This window comes from Nonomuraea sp. NPDC050556 (assembly GCF_044457355.1).
Lineage (GTDB): Bacteria > Actinomycetota > Actinomycetes > Streptosporangiales > Streptosporangiaceae > Nonomuraea.
On the sequence record NZ_JBITGU010000006.1, the window covers coordinates 1 to 15,098 of the forward strand.

15 protein-coding genes are annotated in these 15,098 nt (G+C 66.4%); 7 read left to right on the forward strand and 8 right to left on the reverse strand.

What is annotated here, in order from left to right; genetic code table 11:
• The first annotated feature begins 386 nt into the window (after nt 1–386).
• Genes ACIBG8_RS46690 through ACIBG8_RS46700 form a run of 3 tightly spaced genes read left to right on the forward strand, consistent with a single transcriptional unit; the run spans nt 387 to nt 1,273 of the window.
• Complete coding sequence (locus ACIBG8_RS46690; protein ID WP_397349761.1) at nt 387–788, forward strand: hypothetical protein; 402 nt, start codon at nt 387–389, stop codon at nt 786–788.
• A 57-nt stretch (nt 789–845) separates the two neighbouring features.
• Nucleotides 846–1,040, forward strand: coding sequence for a hypothetical protein (locus ACIBG8_RS46695; protein ID WP_397349762.1), 195 nt, complete (start codon nt 846–848; stop codon nt 1,038–1,040).
• Complete coding sequence (locus tag ACIBG8_RS46700; RefSeq protein WP_397349763.1) at nt 1,037–1,273, forward strand: hypothetical protein; 237 nt, start codon at nt 1,037–1,039, stop codon at nt 1,271–1,273. Before ACIBG8_RS46695 ends, ACIBG8_RS46700 begins: the two co-directional genes overlap by 4 nt.
• Here ACIBG8_RS46700 and ACIBG8_RS46705 read toward each other — a convergent pair.
• From ACIBG8_RS46705 to ACIBG8_RS46715, 3 genes are read right to left on the reverse strand one after another with little or no spacing between them, the layout of a single operon-like run.
• Nucleotides 1,240–1,926, reverse strand: a complete 687-nt coding sequence (locus ACIBG8_RS46705; protein WP_397349764.1) for a response regulator — start codon at nt 1,924–1,926, stop codon at nt 1,240–1,242. The two genes, ACIBG8_RS46700 and ACIBG8_RS46705, sit on opposite strands and share 34 nt — an antisense overlap.
• Nucleotides 1,923–4,379 (reverse strand): DUF4118 domain-containing protein, encoded by a 2,457-nt coding sequence (locus ACIBG8_RS46710; RefSeq protein WP_397349765.1) that lies wholly within the window; start codon nt 4,377–4,379, stop codon nt 1,923–1,925. The genes ACIBG8_RS46705 and ACIBG8_RS46710 overlap by 4 nt, the downstream gene beginning before the upstream one ends.
• A 22-nt stretch (nt 4,380–4,401) precedes the next feature.
• Complete coding sequence (locus ACIBG8_RS46715; RefSeq protein WP_397349766.1) at nt 4,402–5,145, reverse strand: group II truncated hemoglobin; 744 nt, start codon at nt 5,143–5,145, stop codon at nt 4,402–4,404.
• Between the two features lie 22 nt (nt 5,146–5,167).
• Here ACIBG8_RS46715 and ACIBG8_RS46720 point away from each other — a divergent pair, with 22 nt between their 5' ends.
• On the forward strand, nt 5,168–5,827 hold the full coding sequence (locus tag ACIBG8_RS46720) for a phosphotransferase (RefSeq protein WP_397349767.1): 660 nt from the start codon (nt 5,168–5,170) through the stop codon (nt 5,825–5,827).
• Nucleotides 5,808–6,371, forward strand: coding sequence for a class I SAM-dependent methyltransferase (locus ACIBG8_RS46725; RefSeq protein ID WP_397349768.1), 564 nt, complete (start codon nt 5,808–5,810; stop codon nt 6,369–6,371). Before ACIBG8_RS46720 ends, ACIBG8_RS46725 begins: the two co-directional genes overlap by 20 nt.
• Nucleotides 6,372–6,445: 74 nt before the next feature.
• On the opposite strand, the gene ACIBG8_RS46730 is transcribed toward ACIBG8_RS46725, so the two are convergent.
• Nucleotides 6,446–7,867, reverse strand: coding sequence for a M1 family metallopeptidase (locus tag ACIBG8_RS46730; protein ID WP_397349769.1), 1,422 nt, complete (start codon nt 7,865–7,867; stop codon nt 6,446–6,448).
• Between the two features lie 84 nt (nt 7,868–7,951).
• Here ACIBG8_RS46730 and ACIBG8_RS46735 point away from each other — a divergent pair, with 84 nt between their 5' ends.
• Nucleotides 7,952–8,458 (forward strand): hypothetical protein, encoded by a 507-nt coding sequence (locus ACIBG8_RS46735; protein ID WP_397349770.1) that lies wholly within the window; start codon nt 7,952–7,954, stop codon nt 8,456–8,458.
• Nucleotides 8,459–8,779: 321 nt separating this feature from the next.
• Here the strand turns inward: ACIBG8_RS46735 and ACIBG8_RS46740 are convergent, their stop codons facing one another.
• The 4 genes from ACIBG8_RS46740 to ACIBG8_RS46755 form a co-directional block, all read right to left on the reverse strand.
• Entirely contained in the window at nt 8,780–9,226 is a 447-nt protein-coding gene (locus tag ACIBG8_RS46740) for an NUDIX hydrolase (RefSeq protein WP_397349771.1), read from the reverse strand.
• Between the two features lie 565 nt (nt 9,227–9,791).
• On the reverse strand, nt 9,792–11,366 hold the full coding sequence (locus ACIBG8_RS46745; protein WP_397349772.1) for a pentapeptide repeat-containing protein: 1,575 nt from the start codon (nt 11,364–11,366) through the stop codon (nt 9,792–9,794).
• A gap of 505 nt (nt 11,367–11,871) precedes the next feature.
• Nucleotides 11,872–12,600, reverse strand: coding sequence for a hypothetical protein (locus ACIBG8_RS46750; RefSeq protein WP_397349773.1), 729 nt, complete (start codon nt 12,598–12,600; stop codon nt 11,872–11,874).
• A gap of 169 nt (nt 12,601–12,769) precedes the next feature.
• Nucleotides 12,770–13,534, reverse strand: coding sequence for a GntR family transcriptional regulator (locus tag ACIBG8_RS46755; RefSeq protein ID WP_397349774.1), 765 nt, complete (start codon nt 13,532–13,534; stop codon nt 12,770–12,772).
• Nucleotides 13,535–13,733: 199 nt separating this feature from the next.
• On the opposite strand from ACIBG8_RS46755, the gene ACIBG8_RS46760 reads away from it, so the two are divergent.
• Nucleotides 13,734–14,567: a hypothetical protein gene (locus ACIBG8_RS46760; RefSeq protein WP_397349775.1), complete on the forward strand. Its 834-nt coding sequence runs from the start codon at nt 13,734–13,736 to the stop codon at nt 14,565–14,567.
• Nucleotides 14,568–15,098: the final 531 nt, after the last annotated feature.

Below are 15,098 nucleotides of genomic sequence, written 5' to 3' on the forward strand. Positions count from 1 at the left end.
CAGGTGGCATTTCGTTCCGTTGTGTCTCTATTCTCGCATTCGGCCTGGTCAGTGTCAAATTGACGCTGCCGGACATTTGTGCGGGAATTTCGACCGCCCCGTTTCCGGGACAACCCCTCTAACTTACCAGCACATTTGGACAGGTGCGAACCAGCCGGATGAGCCAAGAAGAAGTGGGATTCGCTGGGCGCCGTTCCCGGCCGCCCTGCATGAGCAACTCTAGCAGCCCCCTGGACCACCCAGGCGCCACTCAGGTAATCAGTACGTTCTTCCCTGCCCTCTCGACCCTCAAACCCACCCTCTCCGCAAGTGGACATCAAGTCATCCGCAATCGCCCCCCGGTACGAAGTACACACGAGCAGACTGCGCCCCTGGAGGTGTCCGCAATGACCCGCTCGGAGTTCGATGACATCCGCGCCGCCATAGCCGACGAGAGCAATCACGCCGGTGACCTGCTGCGTATCGCCAGGACCCTCCTTGACGACCTGGAGCATGCGCGCACGAGAGAGGCTGCGCTGCAGACGTACTACCTACGTCTGCTCACCGCGGCCCGCGCCACGGTCGCCGCCGACATGATCGGCGCCGAGGATCCCCTGATGTTCCTCGTGCACGAGCTCGAGGAACGCGGCCAGATGCCGGCGGACGGCGAAGCCGTACAACGCATCCTGGCCGATGCGAAAGCGGCGGCCGCGCTGCTCGCCTGCGTGGAGCACAGCGTGCAACCGCCCAGGTCAAGGGGCATGCGCCTGCGCCGGTGCGTGGGCACCGGGCGGAGGCTGCCGCGCTGACCCGACCGCGACCGAGCGCATACCCAGGCTTGGCGGAACGCCTGTAAGACTGCGCTTATGTGGCAACGGGGGTTGAACTGGGCGGCCATCGTCCTGGTCGGTGGATTCGGCCTGATGTGGCTTGGTGTGGTGATTTTCGCCATCGACACCACCGCCCTGTGGATACGGATCGTCCAGGCTGCCTTCGGGCTGCTCCTCGCCGGATGGGCCATGCAGAAGACTGCGGTCATGTTCAGCAAGGCCACGCGATGACCGATCAACCGTACGAAGTGAGCAGCGATCTCGGCGAGGACGTCCAGGAGTCGACGATCGCGATGTATCAGGACAAGTTCCCCGAGCGGCACCGGATCGACGAGATCGACGACGAGGCCGACCGGAGCGTCAAGGCCTGGGTGCGCGAGGAGGATCCCCGCGAAACCGACGCGCACCCCGACATCCTTGACGAGAGCACCTACTTCCCCGACGACCCAGACACTGACGGCTGAAAGCGGTAGCCCATCCCGGCTTCCGTCAACAGCTGAACCGGGTGCGCCGGGTCCCGTTCGAGCTTGCGCCGCAACTGGGCCATGTACTGGCGCAGGTAATGCGTCTCCTTCTCGTAGCCGCTCCCCCACACCTCCGCCAGCAGTTGCCGCTGGCTGATCAGCTTGCCCGGGTTGCGCAGCAGGAGTTCGAGGAAGTGCCACTCGGTCGGCGTCAGCCGTACGCCGCCGGAAATCGTCTTGTTCGCCAGGTCCACGACATGGTCGCCCACCTGGATGAGCGTCGAGTCCTCCTCGTGCGCGGCAGTTCTGCGGGTCACCGCGCGGATCCGGGCGAACAGCTCGTCGATGCGGAACGGCTTGCTGACGTAGTCGTCAGCCCCCGCGTCCAGCGCGTCGACGGCGCTGCCGTCCCGCCCGGTCAGCACGATGATCGGGACGCTCGTCCACCCGCGCAGCCCGTGAATGACCTCCAGGCCGTCCAGGTCAGGCAGCCCGAGGTCGAGAATGACCAGGTCGGGGTGCCAGTCGGCGGCCTGACGCAGCGCCGAGCCCCCGTCAGGGGCGACGGCGACGTCGTAGGAGCGGGCGGCCAGGTTGATACGCAATGCCCGGAGGATCTGGGGCTCGTCGTCGACGACCAGCACGCGGGTCACTCGGCCGCCCTCTGCAGCGACACGGTCATGGTCAGTCCCCCTCCTGGCGTCTCCTCGGGCAGCAACGTGCCGCCCATCGCCTCCGTCAGCCCTCTCGACAGCGCCAGGCCCAGCCCGACTCCTGTGTGGTTGTCGCGATCGCCCAGCCGCTGGAACGGTAGGAAGACCCGCTCGTGCGCTTCGGCCGGAATGCCCGGACCACGGTCGATGACCCGGATCTCCACCAGGGAACCATGTGCGCTCGCCGTAACCACCACCGGGCTGTAGCGCACGCCGTTCGACACCAGGTTGGCCAGCACCCGCTCCAGCAGCGCCGGATCCGCCATGAACGGGGGCAGATCGGCGGGAGCCTCGACGGTGAAGGCGAGGTCGTGCGGCAGGACGTCGGCCAGCGTCGCCGGTCGCAGCTCCAGCCCGAGCGCCCCCGCCTGCAGTCGGCTCATGTCCAGCAGGTTCGCCACCAGCCGAGCGAGCTTGGCCAGCGACTCGTCCGCGGTAGCGAGCAGTTCCCACCGATCCTCGACAGACCACTCGATATCGGTGCTCCGCAGGCTCTCGACCGCGGCCATCGCCGACGCGAGCGGTGTGCGCAGATCGTGGCTCACTGCGGCGAGCAACGCCGTACGCATCCGATCCGCCTCAGCCAGCGGCTGCGCCCGCGAGGCCTCCTCGCGCAGCCGCTGCTGGCGCAGCGCCACAGCCGCCTCGGCGGCGAACGCCTCGAGCACCCGACGGTCGGCCGCGTCCAGCAACCTTCCCCGTACGGCCAGCACCAGCTCGTCGTCGATCACGACGTCGGTGTCCGCGCCTCCCGGACTCGTGGCCGGCGGCCCGCCCGCGATTCCGGCGATCTGCCACCCGTCGCCGTCGCGTTCGAGCAGCGTGACCGAGGCCAGGCCGTACACCTCTCTGAGCCGTCCCAGCAGCGACGGCAGCGCCGAGTCGCCCCTGAGCACGTGGCCGGCCAGCGTGGACAGGACCTCGGCGTCGGCCCGCGCCCGCGCGGCCTCCCGGGTACGGCGGGCCGCCAGGTCGACCACTGTGCTGACCATGACGGCGACCAGCACGAAGATCAGCAGGGCGAAGAGGTTCTCCGGCTCGGCGATCGTCAGCGTGTGCAGCGGCGGCGTGAAGAACCAGTTGAGCAGCAGGAACCCGAGCACCGCCGAGGTCACGGCCGGCCACATGCCGCCGACCAGCGCCACGACCACCACCATGAGCAGGAAGAGCAGGATGTCGATCGGCAGCGTGAGCGAGTCGCGCGCCGGGACCATCGCGGCGGCCAGCGCGGGCACCGCCGCGAACGCCATCACCCACCCGGCCACCCTGCGCCCACGCGTCAGCGCCGCCCCTGCTCGGGGGCGGCGTGGCCGCATGACCGCCTCGTGCGTGACCATGTGCACGTCGATCGATTCGGACAGCGCGGCGGTCGTCACGCCGACGCCCCTGGTCAGCAGCTGCGCGAGCCTGCCGCGCCGCGAGGCGCCGACGACCAGCTGCGTCGCGTTCACGCCTCCGGCGAAATCGAGCAGCGCCCGCGGGATGTCGTCGCCCACGACCTGGTGGTAGGTGCCGCCGAGGCTCTCGACCAGGACCCGCTGGCGCGCCAGGTGCGCGGGATCGCCGCCGGCCAGGCCGTCCGCCGTGGTCACGTGCACGGCCAGCAGATCGGCGCCCTTGCTGCGGCCGGCGATGCGGGCGGCGCGCCGTACCAGGGTGTCGCCCTCCTGGCCGCCGGTCAGGGCGACCACGACGCGCTCGCGCGCCTCCCAGGTGCCCTGGATGTCGTGGTCGGTGCGGTATCGGTCGAGTTGCTCGTCGACCTTGCCCGCCACCCAGAGCAGGGCAAGCTCCCGCAGAGCGGTCAGGTTGCCAACGCGGAAGTAGTTGGACAGGGCCGCGTCGACCTTCTCCGGGGCGTAGATGTTGCCGTGCGCCATCCTGCGCCGCAGGGCTTCCGGCGACATGTCGACGAGCTCGATCTGCTCGGCCCGCCGTACGACCTCGTCAGGTACGGTTTCCCGCTGCGTGACGCCGGTGATCTGCTGGACCACGTCGTTCAGCGACTCCAGGTGCTGCACGTTGAGCGTGGTGACCACGTCGATCCCGGCGTCGAGCAGCTCGTCGACGTCCTGCCAGCGTTTCGCGTTGCGCGAACCAGGCACGTTGGTGTGTGCCAGCTCGTCGACCAGGGCGATCGCCGGGCGGCGGGCGATCACCGCGTCGGTGTCCAGCTCGGTGAAGGCCGAACCGCGGTGGATCATGCTCCGCCGCGGGACGATCTCCAGCCCGTCGAGCAGCGCCGCCGTCTGCGCGCGGTCATGGGTCTCGACGAACCCCACGACCACGTCCCTGCCGCGCTCGGCAGCGCGCCTGGCCTCGCCGAGCATCGCGTAGGTCTTGCCGACGCCGGGGGCGGCGCCCAGGTAGATGCGCAACCTGCCGCGCGCCATCGTCCTCACCCCCAGGTCAAGGCTATCCCTGGTACGGCGGAGCCACCCCCCAGCCCCAGTGCGGCACCGGCGCCTTGGTCGGCGGGGTCGCGCCGGGCTGGGAGTTGTGCACGGCCAGCCTGGTGCCCCACTCGATGTAACTGGCGAACGCGGCGCGGAACTCGGGGTCCGCCGGGAGCTCCACCTCGTCGGCCGCGTCCATGAGCAGGTTCACCCACCTGCGCCGCTGCTGCTCGGTAAGAGCCTTTCCGAGGTGTTGCGAGAGCATGTGGGGGTATCCGCCGCGTTCCTGGGTGTAGCGGTCAGGGCCGCCGAACACCTCACCCAGCCACATGGCCACGTACTTGGGGTGATCGGGGTTCATGTGCGCGAAGAGCGGACCAATCAGGTCGTCCTTCAGGACGTGCCCGTAGAACACGCCGGTCAGCCGTTCGAGCGCCTCGGCGCCACCCGCCCAGTCGAACAACGACGGTTCTGTCTTCTTGATGATCTGCTCGTAGTGCCGCATCTCCTCGATGTTCGACACGAACGGCTTGATCTCTCCAAAGAAGGCAGCGAAGTGGTCGCTGTTCCTGAAACCCTCCATATGCCCCTTGGCGGAGGTCCATTCGATGCGCAGGATGTAGCACTCGGGTTCGTCCACACAACGGGACAAGTCGTAGTCGAGGCATTGGGGCGCCTGGCCGAGCGGCACGACCGCACGCCGGTAGGCCGCCTCGAACTCCTCGGCGTCGGTCACGCGGTACCTGATGTATTCGAGGATCATGTAATCATGTAATCACTTCGGCATGGACGGGGGCAAGGTGGAGCTCATCGGCACCGGCAGGACCGCCGACATCTACGCGCTCGACGAACACCGCGTACTACGGCGCTACCGCTCGGGGGAGCCTGCCGACGCCGAGGCGCGAGTCATGACGTACGTCAGGGACTCCGGCTACCCGGCGCCGGAGATCTTCGACTGCTCGGGCCCCGACCTGGTCATGGAGCGCCTGCACGGGCCGACCATGTTCGCTGCCATGACCCGCCGCCCCTGGCTGATCAGCGCGTACGGCAGGCAGCTCGCGGCGCTGCACACCCGGTTGCACGGGATCGCGGCGCCCGGGTGGCTGGGCGACGGGCAGGTGCTGCACCTGGATCTGCACCCGCTCAACGTACTGCTCACGCCGTACGGGCCGCGGGTGATCGACTGGTGCAACGCCAGGGGCGGGGATCCGGCGCTCGACGTGGCGACGACGTTCGTCACGATGTCGGTGGCCGAGGTCCCGCATCTGGTGGCGCGGGCCGGGCGTGGGGCGTTCGTGCGCGCATTCCTTGCTGCCAGCCGTACGGACCCGCTGCCGAAGATCGCCGAGGCATGTCTGGCGAGGATCGGGGATCCGCACACGACTCCCGCCGAATTCACGCGATTGCGGGGCATGATGGCGCGTTATGACGTTCAACCACAATGACCACTATCACCGGTTGCTGCTGAGGCAGGTGCCGTCGGGGGCTCGGCGGGCGCTGGACGTGGGCTGCGGGACCGGCCGGTTCGCCCGCACATTGGCGGAGCGCGGGTTGGAGGTCGACGCGATAGACCCGGCGACATCGGGTGCAGGTCCCGGGGTCCGCTTCCTCCGAGGCGACGCAGCGTCGATGGACCTACCCGCGGCCCATTATGACTACATTTCCTGCCTCGCAAGCTTGCACCACATGCCCTTCGAAACAGTCACCCGCCTGCGCGCCTCCTTGGCACCCGGCGGCGTCCTGGTGGTGTTGGGCTGCTATCCGGAGAGCACCAGGTCGGACTACCTGCTCAGCCTGCTGGCCGTTCCTTGCAACGCTTTGATGCGCCTGGCGCTGTCCACCCGCCCAGCCCCCGAGGAGACAGCCCCCGTGACACCCCCGAAAATGACCCTCCCCGAGACCCGCAGGGCGGCCGACCAGCTCCTACCAGGCCACACCCTCCGCCGCCTCCTCTTCTGGCGCTACCTCCTGATCTTCAGAGCCACCTGAGCTCATCGGCGTTTCGTCGGGCTTTCCGGGCCTTGGCGCACTGTGTTCTTCTCGCGCAAGGCCCGGAAGGAGGTTTAGAGCGCTGGTTTGCCCTCGGTGTAGAGCCACTTGGTGAACAGGGCGTCGAGCTGCGCGGCATCGCCGAAGCGCTTCACGAAGCGGGTGAAGTCCTCCGTCGAGGCGTTGCCGTACTTGTTGATCGTCGGCCACAGCTTGACGAGCCTGAAGAACTTGTCGTCCCCGATGGTCTTGCGGATCATGTGCACGGTCATCGCGCCGCGGTCGTAGACCAGCCCGTCGAAGATGTGGTCACGCCCAGGATCGGCGACCTTGCCCTTCCACAGGTCGTCGCCGGCGTCCGTCGCGTACGCCTCGTCGAAGCTCGCCTGCGCGGTCGCCCCACCGGCGTGCTCCGTGTACAGCCACTCCGTGTACGTCGCGAACCCCTCGTTCAGCCAGATGTCGGACCACCGCGCCGGCGTCACGCTGTCGCCGAACCACTGGTGACCCAGCTCGTGCGCCAGCAGCCCGTCGCTCGGGTTCCGCCCCGGCCGGCCGTACCGGTCATAAACCGGACGCCCCTGCGTCTCCAGCGCATAGGACACGTGCGCGTCATCCACGATGCCGCCCGTCGAACCGAACGGATAACGCCCATACGTGGCCGCCAGCCAGTCCGTGACCGCGCCGGTGCGGTTCTGGAAGTCGGCGTCCTGCCCGGACGCGGTGTCCAGCGCCGTGTCGATCGCGGTGATGTTGCGCACGCCGCCCGGCGTCACGCCGTCCGTCACCGTGAACTTGCCGATGGCGATCACTGACAGCTCGCTCGCCATCGGCTGGCGCATCCGCCAGCGCGCCGTGGTCCAGCCGTCCTTGGTCCTGGTACCGGCCGGTTCGCCGTTGGCGAGCGACGTCAGCCCCTCGGGCGCGGTGATCGAGAAGGTGTAGGTCGCCTTGTCCTTCGGGCTGTCGTTGACCGGGTAAACGGTCGCTGCGCCGAACGGCTGGTTCAACATCAGCCCGCCGTCGCTCGTCGGGATCCAACCGGAGATGCCGAGCGCATCGTCGTCGACGGTCTGCGGAACACCCGCATAAGAGACGGACACCTGGAACGGCGCCCCTCTCCACAGACCCCACGGCGGGGTGATCTCCAGCTCCTGGGCGCCGGTCCGCGCGTACTCGGCCGGGCGACCGTTCACGGTCACCGCACTGATCTGCAGCGGGCCCAGGAAGTCGAGGTTGAACCTGGACAGGTTCTGGGTGGCGACGGCCTGGATCTTGGTGGTGGCGTCGATGGCCTTCGTCGCGGGGTCGTATTTCAGCTCGACGTCGTAGTGCGCCACGTCGTAGCCGCCGTTGCCCATATCGGGAAAGTACGGATCACCGCCACCGGGGGCGCCGGGGGTGAACCTGGTGGCAGCCTCCGCCGGAGGCGCCGCGACCAGGGCGGCAGCGAGGGAGAGCGAGAGGGCCAGGAGGGCGCGGGGGATCTTGCTCATTCGTGAGACCTTGTCTTGGGGGGTGAAGATCGTGCCCCAACCCTGGCAGGAAGACCGTCCCGCGCACAATGAAGGAGTCCGCGAATGGACACGAAGCGGCTGCGCGACGCGGCGGAAGAATTGGCGGCGGTGGTGGTACGGCACGCGAACGCATTGAGCGAACCCCTGAACCCGCCGGAAATCTTCGCCCTCAACGACGCGCTGGCGGAGGCCGCCGGCCGGTTCGCCGACGCCCAGTTCGACCTGACCGGCACCTTCCCCCAGTTCACGTGCGAGGAAGAGCCCGCCGCCCCCGCCGAACCCACCGAGGGACTCGCCGTCCTGAGACGCCACGACTTCGTGATCACCGACCGCGAGGCCCTGATGGCCGCCGGCCGAGCCGCCTACCTGCGCGTGTGGCCAGACGACACCGAGAAGGACGCCGCAAGCGACGTGCACGACGTCAACCGGGCCATCTACCAGCTCCTCCACGCCGCCCCAGACCCTCTGGACAACATTCCGGGGCTCCGTCCTGGCGCGTGGGTACAGCTCACCCTCGCCGCAACAGAACCCCTCAACCTCGACGACCCCTTCGAGATCTACTACGACTAGCCGGGGGCGTCAGAAACACGAAAACGCCCTCCTGGACAAGGTCCAGAAGGGCGGTCTCTTTTGGTAGCGGGGGCAGGATTTGAACCTGCGACCTCTGGGTTATGAGCAAGCTGTCCTTGATCTCGGGTAGATCACCCGGACTGCTCAACGCCGCCCTAGCTGCATATAGGTAGCAAAGATGTCTCACGGCGTCCTACCCGAATACACCTATGGCTGCGCGTCTTGGTTACCGCCCTGGTTACCAGGACAGCCTGCAAGCCCGCGTTAGTCGGAGCGGGCCCGACCCCCGATTGTGGCTCTCGATACTGTGCGGTTGCACCGCTACCTTTCGTATCCGTCTTGAAGCAGGCGCGCGCCGTCATGCTGGCGGACGGCCGGCACGCCGCTGCTTTCGAGCGCATCAAGAACGCGAACTGCGAACGCCTCAGAAGCCAAGGACTGGACCTCGCCAGCCGTGACCCAGCAAAAGGCTCGGGCTTCGTCGGTCTCGGCCAGTTCCCCGCCAACCACCCTGCATCGGAAAACGAGAGCCACGATGCTGCGAGCCATGTTCTTGTAGACCCCGGACAGGGAGAGCGGCTCGACCTGCAAGCCGGTCTCTTCCCTTATCTCGCGGATGAGCCCAGAGACGATGTCTTCGTCGAGTTCCAGGATGCCGCCCGGCGCTTCCCAGTGGCCGTTGTCCCGGCGCTGAGTCAGGAGCGCCCGCCCCCGGCCGTCGATGACTACGCCCGCGACACTGACGGAGTGGAGGTGCTGGGAATCCAACGGGCAAACCTTCCAAGAGAGATGGACGCGAGCTCCCATTCAGTCTGGCGTAGCCGACCTCAGAGGCTCCCCATCTAGGGGAGAAACGTCTGCACGTGCGCCCGTGACAGCTCATGATGGAGCTGTGGGGGCGTTCATGCCTCCCTACGCACGCAGGGGTGTGCCATCGTCACTGAACCCTCCTTGGCGAAAGGCCAGGTCTCCCCACGCACGTGGGGGTGTCGATGGAGATCGCCCTGCACTCTTGCACGGTTGACGCCATCCCCGGCACAGGGGCCGGGACTGTCCTCCATTCGGTGAGCCCTTGTTTTGAATATGGTCCTGCTGACTGATCACTCAACGTGATCGCTCCCATCAAGTGCGCCAGACCCCGTTATCTGGCCGGCGTCTTCAGCGCTATTTGGCCGCCGATCCCTATCCGGGGTGACACTGCACTCTGGCGGAAACGGGGCGCCGGGCTTCGCGCCGAGGGGAGATCCGGCTCGAACATGGCGGGATAAGTCCGGCGCGATAACGATCACCAAAGCGTTTGCGCACGTGGCGGCGCCCGGTATGGAGCCTTATGTCAACCCTCCGCCGCTCCGGTCGGCCCCTCCTTCTCGCCGCCCGCCGTACTGCCCGGCTCGGGCTCCGCCAGGCGCAGCGTCCGCCACCCGTCCGCATCCGCCTCCACCCGCCAGCACGGCGGCCACACCCACCGCACGCCCGCGGCCGCCGGCGTCACCCGCACGCCCACCAGCAGCGCCGCCTCCAGCCCCTTCGCCTGGCTGAACCAGGTGTCGCCGGTGAAGGTCGCCATGTCGAACCTGGCGTGGCCGGTGAAGGTCGCCTTGCCGAACCCGGCGACGCGGGTGAAGGTCGCCTCGCGGAACCCGGCGTCGCGGGTGAAGGTCGCCCCATCGAACATGGCGCCGCGGGTGAAGGTGACCTTGTCGAACCTGGCGTGGCCGGTGAAGGTCGCCATGTCGAACCTGGCGTGGCCGGTGAAGGTCGCCTTGCCGAACCAGACGTCGCCGGTGAAGGTCGCCTCGCCGAACCCGGCGTCGCGGGTGAAGGTCGCCTCGCCGAACCAGGCGTCGCGGGTGAAGGTCACCTTGCCGAAGTCGGTGTTGCGGGTGAAGGTCGCCTTGTCGAATATGGCGACGCTGGAGAAGGTCGCCTTGGTGAACCTGGCGTCGCCGGTGAAGGTGACCTTGCCGAACCGGGCCTCGCGGGTGAAGGTCACCTTGCCGAACCCGGCCTGGCCGGTGAAGGTCGCCTTGTCGAACCAGGCGACGCTGGAGAAGGTCGCCTCGCCGAACCAGGCGTCGCCGGTGAAGGTCGCCTTGTCGAACCTGGCGTGGCCGGTGAAGGTCGCCCCATCGAACACGGCGTCGCCGGAGAAGGTCGCCTTGTCGAACCCGGCGTCGCCGACACGGCAGCGGTTCAGGTCGAAGTCGAGCAGGGTGGCGCCGGTGAGGTCGAGGCGGACGTCGGTCCAGTGGCGGGCGTTGGGGTCGGCGGTGCTGGGCTGCCACCAGCGGTGGGCGGGCGGGTCCTCGTAGCGCAGGTGGGCGGTGAGGACGCGCTGAGCGGTCAGCCGAACCTGGCGCTCCTCGTGAGGGTCTCTTGCCACCGGCGCGGAGACGCCGCTGTCGACAGCGCCCGGCTCGGCGGGCTCTGACTGTCCGGTCTGGTCTAGGGGCGGGGTGTACGGCATCCTCAGATACGCGCAGATCACGTCCACGATGGTCTGCCGCAGCGCCGGGCTGGGATTGTCCTGACCCAACTGGTCGAGCGCATACAGGCCGCCCAGCCGGACCGGGGCCTGGGCGCTGCCGAGCTGCTCCACGGCCTTGCCGTACCGGTCGGTCACATGGCCGCGCTCGCCGAGCTGGAAGGTGCGCCGGGCGGTGTCGGCGTTGCGCGCGGTGTAGTACACCGCGACCAGCGCGGCCAACCCGGTCGCTACGGCCAGCACCCGGCCGCGGACCGCGTCCAGGGCCGCCGCCAGGTCCTTGCCGACCAACCCCGCCGGCCCGCCGATCGTCACCCCGTCTATGTGCTCCAGCACCCAACGCGCCCCCGGACCCAGCACCCAGACGATCCCCGCCACCAACACCACACCGACCGCAGCCACCACCATCGAGACAGGCTTCACATCCTCCACCGTGACCCGAACCAATCAAATGAGCCAGACCCCGATACGTGGCCGGATTCTTCGGAGCTATCCGGCCGAGACGCTGACCAATCCCACTAGATGTAGGTACGAAGACGAGTCCGATCCGTTCGGGAGAGGTCGAGCGTGGCCACAAGTCCGAAGTGGTCGTTAATGCCTAGGCCAGGGTCGACCCGTTCATACCCAGTGATTGCAGGACGCAGTGCTGGCGTCACATGCAACTGGTCGACTCGCAGCAAGCCCGCCCGACCTGTAGGCGCCGGTCCGATCGAGCGTATGTGCTTGGCAAGCTGTCCCCAGCGACCATCGGCCCCCGCCCCGTACTTGACGTTTTGACTCATCACCGTCAGGTCCATACGCACTCTCCTTGGCCAAGGGGCATCAAACATGACCCAGCTCTTCGTCTGCCGAAGGTGTGTTCGCCGAGCTCGGTGAGCCGAGCGCGAGCCTGATCGTGATCCATGGGCGGGGTGGAGCTCACGATCTTCTAGAAGTGCGGGCAGGGATTTTGCCTCTCCGCCCAAGGGCTTGTGCTGCCTTGACGGTAGCGTTCATAGAAGCGCTTGACGTGTGAATACTGACCGGTGGTGTACCAGGTCAGGTGCGGGTGACGGGTCTCCAACTGACGCAGCGCGAATGTGCCGAGCCCGCAGTATTGCCACTCAAGAGAGAAGCTGATTTTTCTGAGAAGGCCGATTCCACACGCGTCGCAGGTCTGGTACTGGACGACCCCGAGCAAGTCCTCGTCTCCTGATGTGATCGAGAACTCATAGGCCACAGTCGACGTGTCGGCACCTGGGCGTGGACGGTTATGAGTGGCGTTCGCTTGAGCGATCGTCGCCGTTCTGTCGCGATCGATCGCCGCGTACAGGCTCCAGGCGAGCTCAGGATCAATGTCGGCGATGGTGATCTCCGACCACCCGTCTACCTCCACGGTTCGACTCGTCAGGAAGGCGGTCAGCCGCGTTTTGACTGCTAGGGCAAACTCGGTCGGCCGCCGGTGCTCGGTGTCTTGCTCGGCAAAGATCTGCCTATATGCCTCGCACACGAGGGCTTGCGTTGCGGCCCGGCGCATACGCCGCTCGAATGCGAGGTCGGTCTCCGGGGTGGGTGTGGTGCGCAGCCAGGCAAGCAGACCGCGCCATCCACGCGGTCGCTCGCGTTCTTCTGCTGGCCACGCATCGGGTAGCGGATTCCACAGCAGCCGCAGCGTCATGAACGCACCGTAACTCCGGAGCGGGCGGATCTGCATCACAAGCCGGGCGGTCTATGCGCTCAGTTAGTGGAACTCCGGCTTGGGGTGCATCAGGAAGTCGTAGTGAGAGATGTTTCACGCGTACGCGCCGGACATTTCGAAAGCGACGACATCGCCAGGCCCGAAGCGATTACGCGAGCGGGAACGAGCTCTCGACGATCAGGTAGTGGGCCGGGGTGACGGTGGTGGTGACCTCGACGGCGGTGCCGTCGTCAGTGCGGCCCACGTGGAAGATGTCGAGCACGGTCCGGTCCGGGCTGATCTCCAGCCGGTTGGCTTCGCGGTCCGTCGGCTGCCGGACGGTGAACCGCTCGAAGGCTTCCGTCTGGGGGTATCCGAGGTCCGCGAGCGCCGACTTGATGCCGCCCACGATGACCAGTCCCGCCTCCTCTAGAACGGTTCCGTCGGCGATCGACAGCGGGAACCACGACGCGCTCAGCCGCACAGGGATACCCGACGCCAGAAGGCGCTGGCGGCTAACTAGGCAGTTGGCCTCACCTTCGGGCAAGCCCAGTGCCTGAGCGACATTCGCAGGCGGAATCGCGTGCTCCGTCGTGATCTCATGCTGCGGCTCAAGCCCAATCGCCCGGATCTCTGCGTCAAACGCTCTGCGAGCGGTACCACCTTCGCGGGTCGCCTGGAAGAATCGCGCGGGGGAGTGAGTTAAGGGTGGAATCCACGTCACCATGGTGCCCCTGCCCTGTCGCGGTCGCACCAGCCCTTCGGCGGCGAGTATCTGCATTGCACGGTTGACGAGGCTGCGAGACGCGCCGAAACGCTGTCCCAGCTCCGGTTCTGGCGGTAGGAACGACGCCGACGGGTACTGCCCTACCACAATTTCCTGTCTGATCTGATTCGCGATCTCCCGGAAGCCGAGCCGGTCAGCATGCTTCATCTGGTCCCGCCTTGTCCCTTTTCGGGCTAGAGCTGCGAGGAGTTGAACACCAAACGTTTGATGCCTCCCGCCATCATGCGTCATAGGGTGCGCAATTGCCATAGGTAAACGATGAACGTTTGATGGATGGCACATCGTTCCTGGAGATGTCGACGCAGAAGGCGTGGCGTAATCGGGCAGGATGCGAGAAGCTTGATGCATGGCACAGGTGACCATGACGGCACAGCGATGGCAGGAACTTACTGCGTTGCTGCAGGACGAACAGCGCCTCCAGGTCGAGTATCCCAAAGTGGCTGAATACCTGGATAGGACGGAAAGCCTATCGGGAACCGGTGACGATCAATTGGATGCGACGTTCGACTTGCGGTTTGTGCACCATATGACCGGCGGGATGGCCGTGAGCCCGAACCCATATTGGGACATCGTTGAACCCGTTGTGTTCGAGCACGATGGTCGTCGCGTGGTGAATGGCGGCCGGGCAGAGGGAAGTACGCGACTTGCCTTTGCACAGATGATCCTTCAGGCAACGTACGCCTACGCCATACCGTCCCCGCAGACCATTGAATGGGTATCCACCTTCTGCGCCGGTCTTCCTGTCATCGAGGTGGGTGCGGGTCGGGGATACTGGGCCGCGCAGCTGTCTCGCACCGGTGTAGCTGTAGCGGCGTACGATCTGGAACCGCCGGACAAGACCGAGAATGTCTCGTTCCCTGGAGCGATTGGGCAGGCTGATATTTGGCACCCCGTGGATGTTCTTGATGGATTTGTAAGGCGCTCCCGGTCAACGGGTTGTGTGCTGTTCCTATGCTGGCCGCCTGGCTGGGGCAACCAGATGGCGTACGAAGCGCTGACGTCGTTCGAGGAAGCCGGTGGGAAGCGACTCATATACATTGGAGAGCCAAAGGGCGGTAGAACCGGATGTGACGCATTCTTTGATGCCCTGTCGATGCGATGGAGAGTGGACTCTGTGGACTCCAATTTCGTTTCGTGGTGGACATCAACAGACGTAGCGCAGGGCTGGGTTCGAAGCTAAAGAGGGGCATGGCAAGGGGAGCTCGACTATTCGCCCTGCCAGTAGGTGTTAATCCGTCAGGGGCGCTGTTACGAATCTATCAGTGGCTGGGGTTTAGACGTAGATGACTTTTGTCTACGGAGCTCCCATTCGCTTCGACCATCAATCTCCGGTAGGAGCGCTTCGTCATCACCAACCACGTCCCGCCGCGCGGCAGTCCTGAAGGACACCGCGAAAGCGCTCCAACGATCCGGCTCGTAGGTCTTTTCGCCCCAGGCGATCGCCGTGAGTTCATGCATCAGTTCACGAGCGGTGCGGACTGTTTCGGGTGATCCTATGAGTCTAACGGCCACGAAAGCCTGCCAAGCTTCATTTCGCGCCTGCCGTGCTTGCGCTGGGGTGCTTGGCTCTCCCTGTCGAAACCCATCGGAAGTCATTATGGCCCGAGCTAAGCCGAACTTGATATGGAAGGCGCTGTAGGCGTCCAGGCGCTCTTTATGAAGACGGAAGCGATCCTCTCGCGCGTAGTCCGCTGCCCGCATTCGCTGAATG

Bases quoted from the DNA above. Each gene is read 5' to 3' on its own strand.
- ACIBG8_RS46700 (WP_397349763.1), top strand. From the start codon at position 1,037: ATGACCGATCAACCGTACGAAGTGAGCAGCGATCTCGGCGAGGACGTC.
- ACIBG8_RS46750 (WP_397349773.1), bottom strand. From the start codon at position 12,600: ATGACGCTGCGGCTGCTGTGGAATCCGCTACCCGATGCGTGGCCAGCA.
- ACIBG8_RS46725 (WP_397349768.1), top strand. From the start codon at position 5,808: ATGACGTTCAACCACAATGACCACTATCACCGGTTGCTGCTGAGGCAG.
- ACIBG8_RS46720 (WP_397349767.1), top strand. From the start codon at position 5,168: ATGGACGGGGGCAAGGTGGAGCTCATCGGCACCGGCAGGACCGCCGAC.
- ACIBG8_RS46715 (WP_397349766.1), bottom strand. From the start codon at position 5,145: ATGATCCTCGAATACATCAGGTACCGCGTGACCGACGCCGAGGAGTTC.
- ACIBG8_RS46755 (WP_397349774.1), bottom strand. From the start codon at position 13,534: ATGAAGCATGCTGACCGGCTCGGCTTCCGGGAGATCGCGAATCAGATC.
- ACIBG8_RS46735 (WP_397349770.1), top strand. From the start codon at position 7,952: ATGGACACGAAGCGGCTGCGCGACGCGGCGGAAGAATTGGCGGCGGTG.
- ACIBG8_RS46710 (WP_397349765.1), bottom strand. From the start codon at position 4,379: ATGGCGCGCGGCAGGTTGCGCATCTACCTGGGCGCCGCCCCCGGCGTC.
- ACIBG8_RS46690 (WP_397349761.1), top strand. From the start codon at position 387: ATGACCCGCTCGGAGTTCGATGACATCCGCGCCGCCATAGCCGACGAG.
- ACIBG8_RS46730 (WP_397349769.1), bottom strand. From the start codon at position 7,867: ATGAGCAAGATCCCCCGCGCCCTCCTGGCCCTCTCGCTCTCCCTCGCT.
- ACIBG8_RS46695 (WP_397349762.1), top strand. From the start codon at position 846: ATGTGGCAACGGGGGTTGAACTGGGCGGCCATCGTCCTGGTCGGTGGA.
- ACIBG8_RS46760 (WP_397349775.1), top strand. From the start codon at position 13,734: ATGGCACAGGTGACCATGACGGCACAGCGATGGCAGGAACTTACTGCG.